Source organism: Aquimarina sp. AU58 (assembly GCF_900312745.1).
GTDB classification, from domain to species: domain Bacteria; phylum Bacteroidota; class Bacteroidia; order Flavobacteriales; family Flavobacteriaceae; genus Aquimarina; species Aquimarina spinulae.
Genome location: NZ_OMPD01000014.1, coordinates 455,744 through 473,833, shown reverse-complemented (window position 1 = coordinate 473,833; position 18,090 = coordinate 455,744). Strand labels below are relative to the sequence as shown.

The 18,090-nt window shown below is 34.5% G+C and carries 15 protein-coding genes; 7 read left to right on the top strand and 8 right to left on the bottom strand.

What is annotated here, in order from left to right:
- Nucleotides 1-95 precede the first annotated feature (95 nt).
- From DK441_RS13730 to DK441_RS13715, 4 genes are all read right to left on the bottom strand, one after another.
- Complete coding sequence (locus tag DK441_RS13730; protein WP_109851234.1) at nucleotides 96-1,175, bottom strand: AraC family transcriptional regulator; 1,080 nt, start codon at nucleotides 1,173-1,175, stop codon at nucleotides 96-98.
- A 154-nt stretch (nucleotides 1,176-1,329) separates the two neighbouring features.
- Nucleotides 1,330-2,454: an AraC family transcriptional regulator gene (locus DK441_RS13725; protein WP_109851233.1), complete on the bottom strand. Its 1,125-nt coding sequence runs from the start codon at nucleotides 2,452-2,454 to the stop codon at nucleotides 1,330-1,332.
- A 96-nt stretch (nucleotides 2,455-2,550) separates the two neighbouring features.
- A complete protein-coding gene (locus tag DK441_RS13720) occupies nucleotides 2,551-2,910 on the bottom strand; it encodes a YraN family protein (RefSeq protein ID WP_109851232.1) in 360 nt (119 codons plus the stop codon).
- A 2-nt stretch (nucleotides 2,911-2,912) separates the two neighbouring features.
- Nucleotides 2,913-3,809: an LD-carboxypeptidase gene (locus tag DK441_RS13715; RefSeq protein ID WP_109853516.1), complete on the bottom strand. Its 897-nt coding sequence runs from the start codon at nucleotides 3,807-3,809 to the stop codon at nucleotides 2,913-2,915.
- A 210-nt stretch (nucleotides 3,810-4,019) separates the two neighbouring features.
- Here DK441_RS13715 and DK441_RS13710 point away from each other — a divergent pair, with 210 nt between their 5' ends.
- The 6 genes from DK441_RS13710 (at nucleotide 4,020) to DK441_RS13685 (ending at nucleotide 11,233) form a co-directional block, all read left to right on the top strand.
- A complete protein-coding gene (locus tag DK441_RS13710; RefSeq protein WP_109851231.1) occupies nucleotides 4,020-5,528 on the top strand; it encodes a DUF1800 family protein in 1,509 nt (502 codons plus the stop codon).
- A gap of 7 nt (nucleotides 5,529-5,535) precedes the next feature.
- Nucleotides 5,536-7,146: a DUF1501 domain-containing protein gene (locus DK441_RS13705; protein WP_109851230.1), complete on the top strand. Its 1,611-nt coding sequence runs from the start codon at nucleotides 5,536-5,538 to the stop codon at nucleotides 7,144-7,146.
- 102 nt (nucleotides 7,147-7,248) lie between these two features.
- Entirely contained in the window at nucleotides 7,249-9,315 is a 2,067-nt protein-coding gene (gene metG / locus DK441_RS13700; RefSeq protein ID WP_109851229.1) for a methionine--tRNA ligase, read from the top strand.
- A gap of 5 nt (nucleotides 9,316-9,320) precedes the next feature.
- Nucleotides 9,321-10,223 carry a histone deacetylase gene (locus DK441_RS13695; RefSeq protein WP_109851228.1) on the top strand — a complete coding sequence of 301 codons (903 nt, stop codon included), beginning with the start codon at nucleotides 9,321-9,323 and terminating at the stop codon, nucleotides 10,221-10,223.
- Between the two features lie 62 nt (nucleotides 10,224-10,285).
- A complete protein-coding gene (locus DK441_RS13690) occupies nucleotides 10,286-10,633 on the top strand; it encodes a DUF2116 family Zn-ribbon domain-containing protein (RefSeq protein WP_109851227.1) in 348 nt (115 codons plus the stop codon).
- Between the two features lie 45 nt (nucleotides 10,634-10,678).
- Complete coding sequence (locus tag DK441_RS13685) at nucleotides 10,679-11,233, top strand: pyridoxamine 5'-phosphate oxidase family protein (RefSeq protein WP_109851226.1); 555 nt, start codon at nucleotides 10,679-10,681, stop codon at nucleotides 11,231-11,233.
- A gap of 42 nt (nucleotides 11,234-11,275) precedes the next feature.
- Here the strand turns inward: DK441_RS13685 and DK441_RS13680 are convergent, their stop codons facing one another.
- Nucleotides 11,276-11,746: a CBS domain-containing protein gene (locus DK441_RS13680; protein ID WP_109851225.1), complete on the bottom strand. Its 471-nt coding sequence runs from the start codon at nucleotides 11,744-11,746 to the stop codon at nucleotides 11,276-11,278.
- 213 nt (nucleotides 11,747-11,959) lie between these two features.
- Here DK441_RS13680 and DK441_RS13675 point away from each other — a divergent pair, with 213 nt between their 5' ends.
- The gene (locus DK441_RS13675) at nucleotides 11,960-14,353 is read left to right on the top strand and encodes a M28 family peptidase (protein ID WP_109851224.1); all 2,394 of its coding nucleotides are present in this window, start codon (nucleotides 11,960-11,962) and stop codon (nucleotides 14,351-14,353) included.
- A gap of 240 nt (nucleotides 14,354-14,593) precedes the next feature.
- Here the strand turns inward: DK441_RS13675 and DK441_RS13670 are convergent, their stop codons facing one another.
- The 3 genes from DK441_RS13670 to DK441_RS13660 are packed head-to-tail and all read right to left on the bottom strand — an operon-like array spanning nucleotide 14,594 to nucleotide 18,047.
- Nucleotides 14,594-15,340, bottom strand: coding sequence for a succinate dehydrogenase/fumarate reductase iron-sulfur subunit (locus DK441_RS13670; RefSeq protein WP_025665805.1), 747 nt, complete (start codon nucleotides 15,338-15,340; stop codon nucleotides 14,594-14,596).
- A 6-nt stretch (nucleotides 15,341-15,346) separates the two neighbouring features.
- A complete protein-coding gene (locus tag DK441_RS13665; RefSeq protein ID WP_109851223.1) occupies nucleotides 15,347-17,362 on the bottom strand; it encodes a fumarate reductase/succinate dehydrogenase flavoprotein subunit in 2,016 nt (671 codons plus the stop codon).
- 13 nt (nucleotides 17,363-17,375) lie between these two features.
- A complete protein-coding gene (locus tag DK441_RS13660; RefSeq protein ID WP_109851222.1) occupies nucleotides 17,376-18,047 on the bottom strand; it encodes a succinate dehydrogenase cytochrome b subunit in 672 nt (223 codons plus the stop codon).
- Nucleotides 18,048-18,090 lie beyond the last annotated feature (43 nt).

The following is an 18,090-nucleotide window of genomic DNA, read 5'->3' as shown; positions in this document are numbered from 1 at the left end:
TGTTTTTGATTTTCTGATGTGAAAGTATGTTTTTCAAAAAAATAAAAAAGTAATTTTGGGATTGAAGAATTCCTAAAACAATGGAATTATACGAATTAGGAGGTTTTTTGAAGCTTTCTAAAGGCTCCCGGAGACATCTCCAGACTGGTTTTGAAAGTATTATAGAAAGCACTGTTAGATTTGAAACCAGCTTCCATACCAATAGCTTCAACAGAGTATTTATTAAATATAGGGTTATGCAATAGATTTTTAGCAGCTTCAATTCGATATTCATTTACAAACTGAATGACACTTTTATTGAGTTCCTGATTTATAATCTGTGACAAATACCCCTCGCTTGTTCCTAATCGAGTGGCTAGATCTAATCTACTTAAAAGTGGATTTTTGTATAACTCATCCTCATCCATTAATATATGTAACTGGGTGATAATTTTAGAAACAGTGGTTTCGTTTATTTTCTTTTTTGTTTGAGTGCCATTTGTCCTTTTTGAAGCTAAGTATTCATGTATTTCGTCTTTTTGTGCTACTATCTGGAGTTTGAACACTCCATAATACAATATCCACCACGAGAAAAAAGAAATGATTATCCATAGAAAATTTACAACATATTCTGAATTGAATATTATAAACAAAAGCCAACTTGCAATAATACATATAATCAAAAAGTTTAATCTTAACAACCAATGCTTTTTATCTTCTGAAATAGTATTGGAACTCTTTATTAAACTTCTCCCCCAAAATATTAAAAATAGATTGTAGGCAAACGATGTATAATTCTTAATATAAAATACCAGAACAGCAAAATCTGAATTATAAAGATTGAAAATAGAATCTAAATGAAGAATAATTTCAATACTCAAAGAGCTAAAGAAAGGAAAGTATAGCCATTTATACCATTTCTTTTTAAGATACCCATGTTCAATTTGAATTAGAAAATAGGTGAATAAAGTAACAGCAACTAGAAAATCCAACATGATATAGTTTAAGAATGCCAAAACGGCATTTCCTGCACCATATCTACCTAATAAGGTCAAACTTGTTAGTAAGAATAGGGAGAAGGAAAGGTAGTTATTTGCACGACTCTTATAAAAAGAAGTAGTGATTAATGAGATACTTATAAAATATCCTATAATACCACTGGCAATAATTGCAAAATCTAATATTATTTTGTTCAATCTTTGTAGAAATTAATTATGCTCAAATTATTAACGTTAATTTATCTAAAAATCTGGTTTTTGTTTTAGGGTAAATATAAGCAGATTTACTAGTTCTTTGATATAGATTAATGTTGATCGATCTTTTGGGCACAACCTAACCAATCTAGTAACATTAGATTGTATTTAACTTCTTAATATAATTACTTGGCGTATCTTTAATAATCGCTTTAAATGCTTTATTGAAAGTAGACTTAGAGTTAAATCCAGAATCCATTGATAATGCTAGGAGTGTATGATAATGATGTTCCCCATTCTCAATCTTTTCTACAAATGTTTTCACTCTATATGTATTGATATAATCATAAAAAGTGCATTTATGAATGTTATTGAGTAACCAGGAGACATCATTAGTTGATGTATTTAATCCTTTTGCCAGATCAACCAGAGTAAGTTTATGATTCAAATAAATTTTCTCATTTATCATGAGTTTTTCTAGTCTAGCCTCTAATTTTTTAATCATTTCATCATCAAGTCGTTCTTTGTTTTTAAAATGCTTTTTTATGGACAAAGGCATTCTAAAAATATCAGGTTGTTTTAAACTATAAAAACCTATGATATACACAAAAACACAAACCGCTATCCATATAGAATTGTAACTTAAAAACAAGGAATATATGTTAAAGCCATACCCCAGTATAAAGCTTATTATCCATAACAATAAAAACAAGCTCCCTATAATCAGAATCGCATTAAGATATCTTACTAGGTTTTGAGAATATGATAAATTGTTTTTTTCTTCTTTTTGATATACCCCTAGTAACCGAAAACATCGATATCCAAGATATAAGTTGAACAGAATTCCAACTGCCTCTATAATTAAAAAAGATAGTGTAAGACTACCATTCTGAACTAGTAAAACAAATTCATTATAAGAAAATTGATACGTCCAAAAATGATATACTAACATTCCTGCCGCAGGAATAAAATATGTATAGTGTAATGTGTATTTTGATTTTTCATTAAATATTAATCTTCGATAATAAAGATATAACAAGGGACCAAATATAAACACTAGTATATCTACGAAAAGTGCCAGTCTAAAAAAGATTTTGTTATCGGTCTCTATAGTAAAGAAAAATCGACCCGTTAACATTATCGAAGCTATGACTAAAATCAGAGATAATGTTCTATTCGCATATCTATTCTTATTTTGTATCACCTGAATCACTACAGCCAAAAATATTCCCTGACTAATACCTAAAAATACAATTAGGTCGATTAATTCAAAAGACTGCATACAGAAGTAATTTATTTTTCACACAAAACTATCGTATTATCAAATATTTTTCGACCGAATGGATACAACCATACTACGAAAAACAGCATTACAGGTTTAAAAATGATAAAATGCATCCTCCAGATGCTCTATCCTGGTGCCCAACTTATTTTTTATAATAGCGATGATATCAAAACGTACTTCTACATCCAAATCTTGGTCAGTAACATAATGATCAATGACCTTGACCAGAGATTGTATTTGTTTAGGTTTTACAAAATCCTGAGGATTACCAAATTCGGGTGTGCTTCGCGTCTTTACTTCTACTGCGACCACAGTATTCTCTTTTCTGGCAATAATATCAACTTCATGTTTCAGATACCTATAATTTCTTTCTAGAATAGCATATCCTTTTTCGATAAGAAAATCAACCGCCATTTTTTCTCCTTTTTTACCAAGAGCATTATGTTCTGCCATACTTATATATATTCTAATGTTACTTGATCCTTATCTACTTGTAAAAAAGCTTCTGCACCCATAATCAAAGCTCTATTATCCTCAACATGCCCCATTGGAAAATTAAACACCACCGGAAAATCATACTCCTGTACAATATCGAGAATAATCCTTTTAGCTTTTTTTCCAAAAGAAACATTATTATCATGCATTTTGGTCATTCCTCCGACAATTAATCCAGATAGATTGTCAAAATACCCATTACGTTTAAGATTTTGCAGCATACGATCGATATGATAAAGATACTCATCAAGATCCTCTATACATAAAATTTTGCCAGAAGTGTTTATAGACGACGCAGAACCACATAGAGAATATAAAATAGATAAATTACCTCCTATTAACCGACCTCTACAACTTCCTACAATATTTTTTTTAGAAGAAGAAATGTTATACTTAACTTTTTTTCCAAAAACAGTATCTTTTAACGAGGCGATCGACGCCTCTGTTCCTTTATGGATATCTATTGGCATAGGCGCATGTAACGAACATATGCCTAGTTTATGTAGATGAGAGTGAAGTACCGTAACATCAGAATATCCTATAATCCATTTTGGGTATTTCAACATATTTGAAAAATCAATTTTATCGATGATTCTTACAGTTCCATACCCTCCTCTTGCACACCAAATCCCTTTGATTTCCTTATCATCTAACATCTTTTGAAAATCAGATGCTCGTTCCTGATCTGATCCCGCAAATTGATTTTCTTCTTTTCCAATCGTTGAACCAATCACAGGGACTAATCCCCATTTTTCTAATAGTGCTACTGCTTCTCTTATTTCCTTTAAATTAATCTTTCTTGCAGTAGAAACAATAGCAATTTTATCTCCTTTTTTAACAAAATCTGGTTCTAGTATTTTCACGCTTGAGTTTATTTTTTTAATAGTAGTGCAATAGATTTATTATGATAAAAAAACATTTATCTTATAGACAGCAACGACTTCTTATAAGGTTCATTTCTTGTTTTTTTTCAATTTTGAGATACTAATTAACAAATACTTTCGTTATAATCTATTATATTGTAAGGAATTTTGTCCCCGTTACTCTACTTTTAAACCCTATTGCCTATGATGTCGGATACTTCATGTAATCTTGCTTCCCTAGCAGAATATGTGCCTTCTCCAGGAAACCCCTGGAACGTAAGCAAAATAAATCATTTGTATCGTAGAATTGCTTTTGGAGCATCAAAAGCAGAGGTTCTTGCTGCTTTGGCTCAAAACAATCCTTCTGCATTGGTTGATCAGCTTATTGATGATGCTATTGCTCTAAATGCCACTCCCCCTCCAGCATGGGGTTTATGGAATAGAGATCAATTTGAAGCTGCAGAGACAGCTAACCCCAATAATGATATAGGTTTTTATCGAACCCAAGGAAAAAATCAAATGATAAATGATTTGATTCAAAACAAAGTAAGAGAGCGTCTTACCTTATTTTGGAGTAATCATTTTGTCACCGAAGATGATACCTATCGTAGCCCCGCATATCAATCTCAGTATTACAACCTTCTTCAAATACACGCTTTGGGGAATTTTAGAGATTTTGTATACGATATAGGTATATCGAATGCCATGTTGGTATATCTTAATGGTGATGAAAATATAAGGGATAGGCCTAATGAAAATTATGCCCGAGAGCTATATGAGCTTTTTACCCTTGGTGTAGACAATGCATATACAGAAGATGATATTCAGGAGACAGCAAAAGCACTAACCGGGTATGTCAATACAAATGATATTCCCTGGGGAGATGTTCTTTTTGATCCAGCACAGTTTAGCAATGACTCCAAGACTATTTTCGGTCAAACCGGAAACTGGACCTATGACGATGTTGTTAATATTTTATTTCAACAAAGAAGTAATCAAGTTGCAACCTTTATTTGCGCAAAACTGTACACCTATTTTGTAAGCCCTACTTGTAATGATGCTATTGTTGCCCAAATGGTGCAAACTTTTATTACAAACGGTTATCAAATAGCAGCAGTACTTCGCCAATTATTTAAAAGTGAACATTTTTTTAATATAGAAGCTATAGGGGCAATTATCAAAAGCCCTTGTGATTTAAACATAAGTTTTTTTAATGAATTAGGATTTGCGCTACCTGCAGATGTAGATCATATCGATTTTTACCGAAATACAGTACGCACATTGGGACAAGACGTATTAAACCCAATAGATGTTGAAGGTTGGCAAGGCGATGACGACTGGATTAGCCCCGATTTATTGATCGGTCGCTGGGAAAGTATTCGATATATTGTAAGTCGCACATGGAGCCAAAATCAGGAACAATTTAGAGATTTTTTAGTAGGAATGCCAATCGGTGAACAAAGCGATGGCAATCTGTTAGTGTCTACCGCAGATGTAGATCTTGTGGTAAGAACTATTCTAAATTATTTCTTCCCAAGAGGGATTGGTGATGCCATTACTTTTGCTGAAGCCTTAGGAGCTTTTAAGATTGATGGTATCCCAGACAATTATTATGAAGATGGTACGTGGACTTTAGGTTTTCCTCAAGTACCTCAACAATTTGCTGCTCTACTAGATTACATTGCAGAAATCCCTGAATTCCAACTTAAATAAAAATCTTATGTGCGAAACTAATCACTCCCAAAATATAAAAAAAGACGGGTCTTGTAATACAGAAGACCATATAAAATGGAACAGAAGATCTTTCCTTCAGGCATTAGGCCTTGTTGGTGGCGGATCAATGATGTTGGGTAATACACCTCTTTCGGTTTCACGACCTTCCCCTTTATCAATAGCCCTTAGTCAGGCACCAAATGACAATATTTTAATTCTTGTTAGATTACAAGGAGGTAATGATGGATTTAATACCATTATCCCTGTTTATGATTATGATATTTATGCCAATGCCAGGCCTCTTATAAAAATCCCTCCAAGTGAATTTATTACACTTGATGATGATTATGCCATGCCAAAACCAATGAACAAATTAGAAAGTGTTTGGGGTGATGGTCAAATGAGAGTCGTTCATGGTGTAGGATACGAAGATTCATCTTTATCTCATTTTAGAGGTTCTGATATCTATGCCAATACTAACTTAGAAGAAGAAGATAGAACTGGTTTTATGGGAAGATATTTTCAGGAAATTTACCCCGATTATATTTTTAACCCACCAGCCAGCCCTCCTTCCATACAAATAGGAAGTATAGGGAACTTAATTTTTAAAGGGCCAGAGAATGATTTCTCTTTTGCCGTTTCTGATCCCAGAAGATTACTACAGATTGCAGAAAACGGGACTTCGTATAGTACAGATGGTCTTGGAGAATGTACTTATGATGACAGAGTACGACATCTTAGAGAAGTTACAAACACTACATTTACCTATGCCGATGTAATTAGTGCAGCATATGAACGATCTACTGATTTTGGAGGATACCTTGATGATAGCCTGGGTAGACAATTAAGTATTATTTCCAGGTTAATCAAAGGAAACCTGGGAACCAAAGTATATTTAGTGACTTTAGGTGGGTTCGACACTCATAACAATCAAATACAAAGACACCAGGAGCTTCTTAATTCATTTTCTGAAGCCGTGAGTAACTTCTATAAAGATCTTACCGCAGCAGGATGGGATGATAAAGTACTTACTATGACTATGTCTGAGTTTGGTAGACGATTTAGAGAAAATGGATCTCTGGGAACAGATCATGGTACTGCAGCACCAACCATGTTTTTTGGCTCTGCCCTTAACGGAAACGGTTTTGCTGGAGAACATCCTGATTTATCGAACTTAACCCGTGGAGGTAATGTATTTAACACTACAGATTTCAGGCAGGTTTATGCCACGGTAATGAAAGATTGGTTATGTATTGATGAAAATACTGTAGGAAGAGTCCTTTTGGGTAGTTCTTTTGAATCCTTAGATTTAGGGTTCAATTGCTCTGGTATTAATCCTAATATCCCTATCGATGGAGAAGGAATCACTCACATTGTTACCTATAGTGACAGTCAAACCTATATAAATATTGCAAATCCCGAAACCACTCATGTAGATATTGCACTTTATAACGTGGTAGGACAAAAAGTAGCTACCTTAAGAAATGAGGTATTAACAGAAGGAGAACATGTTATTGATGTAAAACTATCTGCAAACACAAGGCTAAGTACTGGCCCTTATGTATATCAGATTCAGACCAATAATGGTAATTATAGTAAATCAATTTTGATTTCATAAAATAGATGAATACAATCCCTGCATTCGTTCAAAATAATTGGATGATGCAGGGTTACATTTTGCAAGTGTTTTTATTACCTTTGTGCCTTATTTTTTAGCATTATGAGCACGACGGGAAGATATACAATTACAGCAGCTTTACCATATACCAATGGCCCTATTCACATAGGCCACCTGGCAGGGGTTTATATCCCAGCAGATATTTACTCACGTTTCCTTAGAATGACTGGCAATGATGTTGCTTTTATTTGTGGTAGTGATGAGCATGGCGCTGCTATCCCTATGCGAGCTAAAAAAGAAGGAGTTTCACCACAAGTAATTATAGATAAGTACCATACCATCATTAAAAAGTCTTTTAATGATTTTGGAATTTCATTTGATAATTACTCAAGAACCTCTGCCCCTATTCATCATGAAACCGCTTCAGAGTTTTTTAAGAAACTATACGATGATGGTAAATTCATAGAAGAAACATCAGAACAGCTATATGATCCAGAGGCCGATCAATTTCTGGCAGATCGATTTGTAGTAGGTACTTGCCCTAAGTGCGGTCACGAAGAGGCGTATGGTGATCAATGCGAAAATTGTGGTAGCTCTCTTAATGCAACAGACCTTATCAATCCTAAATCAACAATTTCTGGTGCAGAGCCTATTCTAAAACAAACCAAACATTGGTTTTTACCTCTAGATCAATATGAGGGTTTTCTAAGAGAATGGGTTCTCGACGGGCATAAAAAAGATTGGAAAACCAATGTATATGGCCAAATCAAATCTTGGGTAGATGATGGATTACGCCCTCGTGCAGTAACACGTGATTTGGATTGGGGAATTCCTGTTCCAGTAGCTGGCGCAGAAGGAAAAGTACTGTATGTATGGTTTGATGCTCCTATAGGATATATCTCTTCTACCAAAGAATGGGCATCACGAGAAGGAAAAGACTGGGAACCTTACTGGAAAGATAAGAACACAAAATTAGTTCACTTTATAGGAAAAGATAACATTGTTTTTCACTGTATTATTTTCCCAAGTATGCTTAAAGCAGAAGGAAGCTATATACTCCCCGAAAACGTACCTGCTAATGAGTTTTTAAATCTCGAAGGTAATAAACTCTCTACATCAAAAAACTGGGCAGTCTGGTTACATGAATATCTAGAAGAATTTCCTGATCAACAGGATGTATTGCGATATGCATTAACTGCCAATGCTCCCGAAACTAAAGATAATGACTTTACCTGGAAAGATTTTCAGGCACGAAATAACAATGAATTGGTTGCCATATTCGGAAACTTTATCAATCGAGTAGTTGTATTAACCAATAAATATTATGGTGGTGTAGTACCTTCGCCAAATACTTTTTCTGAAGTTGATGAGCAAACCTTAGCAGAACTTAAAGCCTATCCCGCGGTTATTGCAAGTTCTATAGAACGATATCGATTTAGAGAAGCCAGTCAGGAACTGCTAAATGTTGCCCGATTAGGAAATAAATATCTGGCAGATGAAGAACCCTGGAAATTGATTAAAACAGACGAAGAGCGTACCAAAACTATTATGTATGTTGCATTGCAAATTGCATCTGCATTAGCTACACTATCAGAGCCATTTCTACCATTCACTTCAAGGAAATTAAAATCAATCCTTGGTTTTTCGAGACTTGATCAAGAATCTACATGGAATGAAGTTGCCACAAAAGAGGTACTTCTTCCGGCAGGACATCAAATTGAGAAAGGAGAATTGCTGTTTTCTAAAATCGAAGATGCCGAAATCCAAAAACAACTAGACAAATTGGAAGCAACCAAAAAAGCTAACGAAGCAGAAAATAAAGTGGTGGAACCACAAAAAGATACAGCGACTTTTGATGATTTTACCAAATTAGATATTCGCGTTGGGACTATCATCGAAGCCGAGAAGATGCCAAAAGCCAAAAAGCTTTTAGTACTTAAAGTAGATACAGGAATTAATACTAGAACGATCGTTTCAGGTATAGCAGAACACTTTTCTCCACAGGAAATTGTAGGTAAAAAGGTAACGGTTCTGGTTAACCTTGCTCCAAGAGCATTAAGAGGTGTAGAAAGTGAAGGAATGATCCTAATGACCGAAACACCTGAAGGAAAACTCGTATTCTTAAATCCTGACGAGGATGGAGTAAACCCCGGGGCAGTTATTAGTTAAGTTATATGCTCAAAATAGCGTATCACCCGATCTATACACATCCTTTGCCAGAAAAGCATCGGTTTCCGATGGTTAAATACGAGTTATTGCCTAAACAATTACTTTATGAAGGAACCTGTAAAGAAGAGAATTTCTTTACCCCTAATATTCCAGATGCAGCACCTATTCTAACAGTCCACACAAAAGGCTATTATAAAAGTCTTATCGAATTATCGTTAGATCCCAAAACAGCTAGAAAAATTGGTTTTCCGCTATCAAAAGAGCTTATCGATCGTGAGGTAATTATTGCTGATGGTACTATCAAAGCTTCTCAATATGCTATGCAACATGGTATCGCCATGAATATAGCTGGTGGCACTCATCATGCGTATACAGATCGTGGGGAAGCATTTTGTCTATTAAATGATCAGGCAATTGGGGCCAGATATCTTTTGCAACATGGTTTAGCAAAAAAAATACTGATCGTAGATCTCGATGTACACCAAGGTAATGGAACTGCAGAAATATTCGAAAATGATGATACTGTATTCACGTTCTCGATGCATGGAGCAAACAATTATCCTTTCAAAAAAGAAAAATCAGATCTGGATATTGAACTCCCCAATCAAACCGAAGATCACGAATACTTAAAAATCCTAAAAGAAACGCTCCCTCAACTTATCAATGACCAGGAACCTGATTTTATGTATTATTTGAGTGGTGTAGACATCTTATCTACCGATAAATTAGGGAAATTAGGGTGTACTCTGTCTGGTTGTGCAGAACGTGACAGATTTGTACTTCAGACATGCAAAGATCTTGACATCCCAGTAATGTGTTCTATGGGTGGTGGTTATTCTCCAGATATCAAAACTATTATAGAAGCGCACGCCAACACCTACAGATTAGCACAAGATATTTTCTTTTGACATTTGGTGTTAATCATTTGTAAACGGATATTTATTGTATCTTCATATCAAATTATATTCTGATGCAAAAAGAATGCCCGGTATGTGGTGATAAAATTGTTGGTCGAGCAGATAAAAAGTTCTGTAGTGATTACTGTCGTAATGCATATAACAATCAACTCAATAAGGATAGTAAAAATCTGATCCGTAATATCAACAATCTATTGCGTAAAAACTATCGCATTCTCGAAGAATTAAATCCAAAGGATAAAACTAAAACTACTAAGACAAAATTGATGGCTAAAGGGTTTGATTTTCAGCATTTCACCAGTATCTATGTTACCAAAACCGGAAACACCTATTATTTTGTGTATGATCAAGGATACCTTCCGCTAGAAAATGATTTTTATGCAATTGTAAAAAGAAATTAAATTAACCCTATTCTCTGACTAAAAATAGGTTATAATCATAAGAAAATGGCAAAAATATTAACAGAGATAAGTTCAGAATTAAAAGATTTTATAGCAAAACAAAACATTTTCTTTGTAGGAACAGCAGCCAATAAAGGACGGGTTAATATTTCTCCTAAAGGAATGGATACATTTCGGGTTATTGGACCAAACAAAATTGTATGGTTAAATCTTACAGGAAGTGGAAACGAAACTGCTGCCCATGTCATAAAAAATAATAGAATGACCATTCTATTCTGTGCTTTTGAAGGAAAACCTTTAATCTTAAGACTTTACGGAACTGCCAGCATATTTCATAAACAAGATGAAACTTATCATAATTATATTCATTTATTTCCTAAGATCGTAGGTTCAAGACAAATTATTGAAATGCATGTAGATATGGTACAAACCTCTTGTGGATATGCTGTTCCGTTTATGGATTTTAAAGAAGAAAGAACACAATTAAAATCCTGGTCCGAAAAACAAGGAGAGGAGCGACTAGAGAATTATCGAAAAGAAAAGAATGCTGTTAGTATTGATGGTTTCGAAACTAGAATAACGGGATCTGATAAGAACTAAAGGTTACAACATCCGTTATTCTTAGCTTCTATTATTATTTGGTTACCGGTTTCTCCAATTTTGGCTATTCATTTTTAATGCTGCTTTCATTACATCTTTCTGGCTAATTTGTCCAACTAACTTACCATCTTCCAAAATAGGAAAACGTCTTCTTTTGGTCTGTAAAAACTTGTTGGCCGCATCAAAAATATTAAGATTACCATCTATTGTTTCTACATCTTTAACCATAAATTTTTCTACTCTGGTATCTTCAATAGGCATATTATAATAACGGCTTTCATTTAATTGTTTGATGCAATCGCCTTCAGAAATAATACCTAATAATTGATTGTTATCATCAACCACAGGTCCTCCTGATATTTTATGCTTTACTAATGTCTCAATAACCTCCATAACTGGTTGACCAGGACTAAATGTAATCAAATCTCTTGTCATATAATCAGAGACTTTTATTAGTGTCTCATCCTGCTTCTTCGTCTTAGAGCGAGCTCCTTGAAAACTGATTATTCCCATAATATCTAGTGATTTAGTGAATCTTAAATATAGTGATTTACAATAACTTAATCAAGTTAGATTTTAATTTTAATGTAATTAAAATGTAATTTTTATACCTTTAACTATATCATTTTTTAACTATTGAATGAAATCATCAAGTATCATTTCGGAAGGTATATTTTTAATAATTGTAGCTTATTTCTTACCTTTAGCCTAAACCAATATTCACACATGCGAAAGTTTCCCTCTTTACTTACGTTGCTCCTCCTTTTTATTTCATTAGTTTACACATTTTACAGTAGTAGACCACAAAAAATAACAGATCTCAAGACCTCTAAACAGGAATTCTCTACACTTCGGGCTTTAGAACATGTAAAAAATATCTCTAAACAATCTCACTATCTCGGTAGTTCGGCACATGAAGAAACAAAAACATACATCCTGGATGAATTAAAAAAACTAGGATTGCAACCCGAAATTCAAGAAGGCACTTCTATTTCTAAAGGAGGAGCAATAAGCAGACCCAAAAATATCATTGCAAAGATTAAGGGTAGTAATTCTACAAAGTCGCTGGTGCTTATGTCTCATTATGACAGTTCGCCACATTCTTCATACGGAGCTAGTGATGCTGGTAGTGGTGTCGCAACTATTCTTGAAGGAATCAGAGCGTATTTGGCTACAAATAAGGTTCCTAAAAATGATATTATCATTTGTATTACCGATGGAGAAGAAATCGGGCTTATTGGAGCAGATCTTTTTGTAAAAAAACATCCCTGGGCCAAAGATGTTGGACTTGCTCTTAATTTTGAAGCCAGAGGAAGTGGTGGTAATTCTTATATGCTTATAGAAACTAATGGTAAGAATGGAAAAATGATTAGCGAATTCTCTAAAGCTGGTGCAAAATATCCTGTTACTAATTCTCTTGCGTATAGTATTTATAAAATGCTACCTAACGATACCGATCTTACGGTTTTAAGAAAACAAGGAGATATCGAAGGCTTCAATTTTGCGTTTATAGATGACCACTTTGATTACCATACTGCCAATGACACATGGCAAAATCTAGATCTAAGCACATTGCAACATCAAGGAAGTTACTTAATGCCTCTACTTTCCTACTTTTCTGAGGTCGACCTAAGTGTACTTAAGTCTGATCGGGACTATATTTATTTTAATGCTCCGATTTTTAATCTTGTTAAATACCCTTTTAGTTGGATATATGCTTTATTGATTATTGCAATTATCTTATTTATAGTACTAATTTTTTACGGAAAATTTGCATATCGAATAGATTTCAAAGAAGCTTTAATAGGATTAGGTGCTTTTCTTTTATGCCTGATATTTGCAGGAGGATTAACTTTTGGTGGATGGCAACTGATTAAGATCATCTATCCTCATTATAATGAAATTCAACATGGGTTTACGTATAATGGTTATCAATATATCACCGTTTTTGTATTATTATCAATTGCTATTTGTTTTAAAGTATATGCCAAACTTAGTAAAAGTAAAAATCAAGCCAGTTTACTTATAGGGCCATTGTTTATTTGGTTGGTTATTTGTACTATGGCGGCTTTATACCTTAAAGGTGCCAGTTATTTTATAATTGTCGTATTATTTGGATTGATATCATTAGTTGTTCTTATTCGACAAAAAAGACCTAATTCAGTATTAATGGTTGTTTTGGCGTTACCTGCTATCTTTATTATATCTCCTTTTATTGCGGCTTTTCCTGTAGCTTTGGGCTTAAAAATCCTTTTTGTTTCTTCTGTCTTGTCGGTTCTATTATTTGGTGTTTTAATCCCTATTTTTGGGTTTTATCAAAGAAAAAATTTATTTGGTAATTTATGCCTCCTTCTAAGTCTAGTCTTCTTTATTGCTGCTCATATAAAATCAGATTTTACAGAAAAAAGGCAAAAACCTAATAGTCTTGTCTACATCTTAGATGCTGATCAAAATAAGGCCGTGTGGGCTTCTTATGATAATATTCTTGATTCATGGACACAAAATTATATTAACCCAGAAGAAAACATTGCCGAAACTTATAATGTAAACACACTACAAAGTAAATATCGAAGATCTTTTGCTTATGCCAATCAAGCTCCTATCAAAAGCATAAGACAACCAAAATTAGACATTAGTAAAGATACTATAATCGGAAACCTGAGACATCTGGAGTTATGTATTGCTCCTCAACGAGATATCCAAAGAGTTGATTTATATACCGAAACCCTGTTTAATTTTAATGCTTTACGAGTTAATGGTGAAACCGCAGTAGATTTTGATTACTCTAATGGTAAGACCTACAATGCATTTACAAAAAGATGGAGTCAGAACCTGCTTACATATCATGTAAGTAAAAATCAACCGTTAGAATTACAAATGCAGTTTCATAAGGACTCACTACCAAAATTTGTGTTATATGAATCTTCTTATGACTTACTTACCAATGAACATTTCTCAATCCCTTCGAGAAATAAAAATATGATGCCCAAACCATTTGTAATAAATGATGCTGTAGTTATCAAAAAAGGTTTTGCAATAGAAGAATATCAGGAGAAAAAAATTGATACCACACTCATACTGGATAATACACCTATCCAAACTCAAGAAATAAATGAATAAACGCGATACTCAAAAATATGATTCTGGTGGGCATATGTCTATTTTTTGAAGATTTAAAAGATTACTCCCCCGTTCATGAAGAAACTGGCTTAAATCTAACTTTAAATGCTTAAAAACAGCCAATTGAGACCAATAATTACTACGAAACAGCTTATTATCAATATTTTGAAAAAATTATGCAATAAAAAAACCGAAGTAGTATATACTTCGGTTTCTATTTTATAATTGTAACGAATATAACTATCCTTTCATACTTGCTTTTAAATATTCACGATTCATACGTGCTATATTTTCTAATGATATTCCTTTAGGACACTCAATTTCACAGGCACCTGTATTAGTACAGTTACCAAATCCTTCTTCATCCATTTGGTTTACCATTGCCAGTACACGTTCTGTAGCTTCTACCTGACCTTGTGGTAGCAACGCAAATTGCGAAACTTTAGCCGAAGTAAATAGCATTGCCGAGGCATTTTTACAAGCTGCTACACAAGCACCACAACCAATACAGGTTGCTGCATCCATAGCCTCGTCTGCATCTTCTTTACGAATAGGGATAGCATTTGCATCTTGTGTATTTCCCGAAGTATTAACAGAAATATATCCTCCTGCCTGCTGTATACGCTCAAAAGAAGAACGATCTACCATTAAATCCTTTACTACCGGGAATGCTTTAGCTCTAAATGGTTCTATATAGATCGTATCTCCATCATTAAACTTACGCATATGTAATTGACAGGTAGTTATCAAACGGTCTGGCCCATGAGGTTCTCCATTGATCTGTAATGAACAAGCACCGCAGATCCCTTCTCTACAATCGTGATCAAAAACTACAGGCTCTTCTCCTTTATTGATCAAGTCTTCATTTAACACGTCTAACATTTCTAAAAAAGACATGTCTCCTTCTATTCCAGAAATTTTATAGTCTACTAACTTTCCTTTGGAATTAGCATCACTTTGACGCCATATTTTTAATGTAAGATTCATAGCTTTTTATTTATAAGAACGTGTTTTTAATTCAATATTTTCGAAGACCAGGTCTTCTTTATGGAGTTGTGCATCTTTAGGTTCTCCTTTATACTCCCACGCTGCTACATACTTAAAGTTTTTATCATCTCTAAGAGCTTCTCCTTTTTGTTCTCCAGATTGCTCTACAGATTCTTCTCTAAAATGTCCTCCACAAGATTCATTTCGATTTAATGCATCTTTGGCAAATAATTCTCCTAATTCTAAGAAATCAGCTACTCTTCCTGCTTTTTCCAGTTCTGGATTCATACTATTAACCGTTCCCGGAACTTTTACATTTTTCCAAAAGTCCTCACGTAGTACTGCGATTTCTTCGATAGCTTCTTTTAGCTCTTTCTCATTACGAGACATTCCACATTTATTCCACATGATTTTACCTAATTTCTTATGGTAATAATCTACAGAATGTTCTCCTGATCCACCCATTAACTTCTCGATTCGATCTTTCACTTCTTTTTCGGCTTGATCAAACTCTGGTGTATCTGTTGGGATTTTTCCTGTTCGAATATCACTAGATAAATAATCCCCAATCGTATATGGCAACACAAAATATCCGTCTGCTAGCCCTTGCATCAATGCTGATGCACCAAGGCGGTTTGCACCGTGATCAGAGAAATTGGCTTCTCCTGCAGCATAGCATCCTGGTATGGTGGTTTGTAAGTTATAATCAACCCAAAGACCTCCCATCGTATAATGTACTGCAGGGTAGATCATCATCGGAGATTTATATGGATTTTCATCTACAATCTTTTCATACATCTGAAATAGATTTCCATATTTACTTTCGATAACTTCCTCTCCCATCTTCGTAATTTCTTCCTTAGAAGGGTTATGCATACCCGAAGTCATTGCTTTTTCTTTTCCGTATCGTTGGATCGCTGATGCGAAATCCAGATATACAGCTTCTCCTGTTTTATTCACTCCAAAACCGGCATCACAACGTTCTTTTGCTGCTCTCGAAGCTACATCACGTGGTACCAGATTACCAAAAGCTGGATAGCGACGTTCGAGATAGTAATCTCTTTCTTCTTCTGATAACTGTGTTGGTTTTAATTTACCTTCACGTATTGCTTCTACATCTTCCTTTCTTTTTGGTACCCATATACGTCCATCGTTACGCAGTGACTCAGACATCAACGTTAATTTAGACTGATGATCTCCCGATACAGGTATACAAGTTGGATGAATCTGGGTATAACAAGGATTCGCAAAAAAAGCTCCTCTACGGTGTGCTCTCCACGCTGCCATTACGTTACTCCCCATTGCATTGGTACTTAAGAAGAATACATTTCCGTACCCACCACTAGCCAATACCACGGCGTGAGCAGAATGACGTTCTATTTCTCCTGTAACCAGATCACGAGCAATAATTCCACGAGCTTTTCCATCAATCTTCACTAAATCTAACATTTCGTGACGGTTAAAAGCTTGTATTTTTCCTCTGTTAATCTGGCGATTCATTGCAGAATATGCTCCTAGAAGTAATTGCTGCCCTGTTTGTCCTTTGGCATAAAATGTACGAGATACTAATACCCCTCCAAAAGAACGGTTATCTAACAATCCGCCATATTCGCGTGCAAAAGGAACTCCTTGTGCTACACACTGATCGATAATATTTCCTGAAACTTCAGCCAATCGATATACATTAGCCTCTCTAGAACGATAATCTCCTCCTTTTACGGTATCATAAAACAACCGGTAATCAGAATCACCGTCGCCCTGATAGTTTTTTGCTGCGTTAATTCCTCCTTGTGCTGCAATCGAATGTGCACGACGAGGAGAATCCTGATAACAGAATGTTTTTACATTATATCCAAGCTCGGCCAATGTAGCAGCCGCACTTCCTCCTGCTAATCCTGTACCAACAACGATAACATCTATATTTCGTTTATTCGCAGGGTTAACCAGGTTAATTTTATTTTTATAATTTGTCCACTTATCTGCCAGTGGACCTTCAGGTATTTTAGAATCTAAAATTGACATAATAGTGGTGTTTTTAATGATTTAGCACATAATTAAGATGAAGTGTTAATGCAATAATTATAAAACCTAAAGGAATTACAATTGCAAACACCTTAGCAAATTTAGTTGCTGCTACCGAGTATTTATTATTAAATCCTACGGATTGAAACGAAGACGCAAACCCATGCCATAAATGCAATGCCAAAAACACAAAAGAAAGCACATATAATATCGTACGAATATGGCTTTCAAACTTTTCAGTCAATTCATGATAATATCGTGTAGGATCCTCTGGAGCAAACTCTACATATTTATGTACTATTTCCGGAACCCAAAAATCATAGAAATGTAATCCTAAAAATGCAAGAATCACTAATCCAGAATAAATCATATTTCTAGACATCCAAGAAGCGTTAGCTCCTCCATTATATTTTGCATACTTAACCGCTCTGGCATTTTTGTTTTTGATTTCTAATACAAACCCCATCACAAAATGAAACACTACTCCAAAAATTAAAACAGGTTGCAATACAAATTGAACTAACGGATTTGTACCCATAAAATGAGATATCTCATTGAACGTATCAGCGCTGAAAATTGAAGTAAAATTGATAGTAAAGTGTTGTAATAAGAAAAAAACTAAGAAAAGTCCTGAAAGTGCCATCGCAACTTTTCTAGCTATTGAAGATTTTATCAATCCACCCATTATTTAAAATGTTTAATTAGTTGTGAAGCAAAAATAGGGTTCA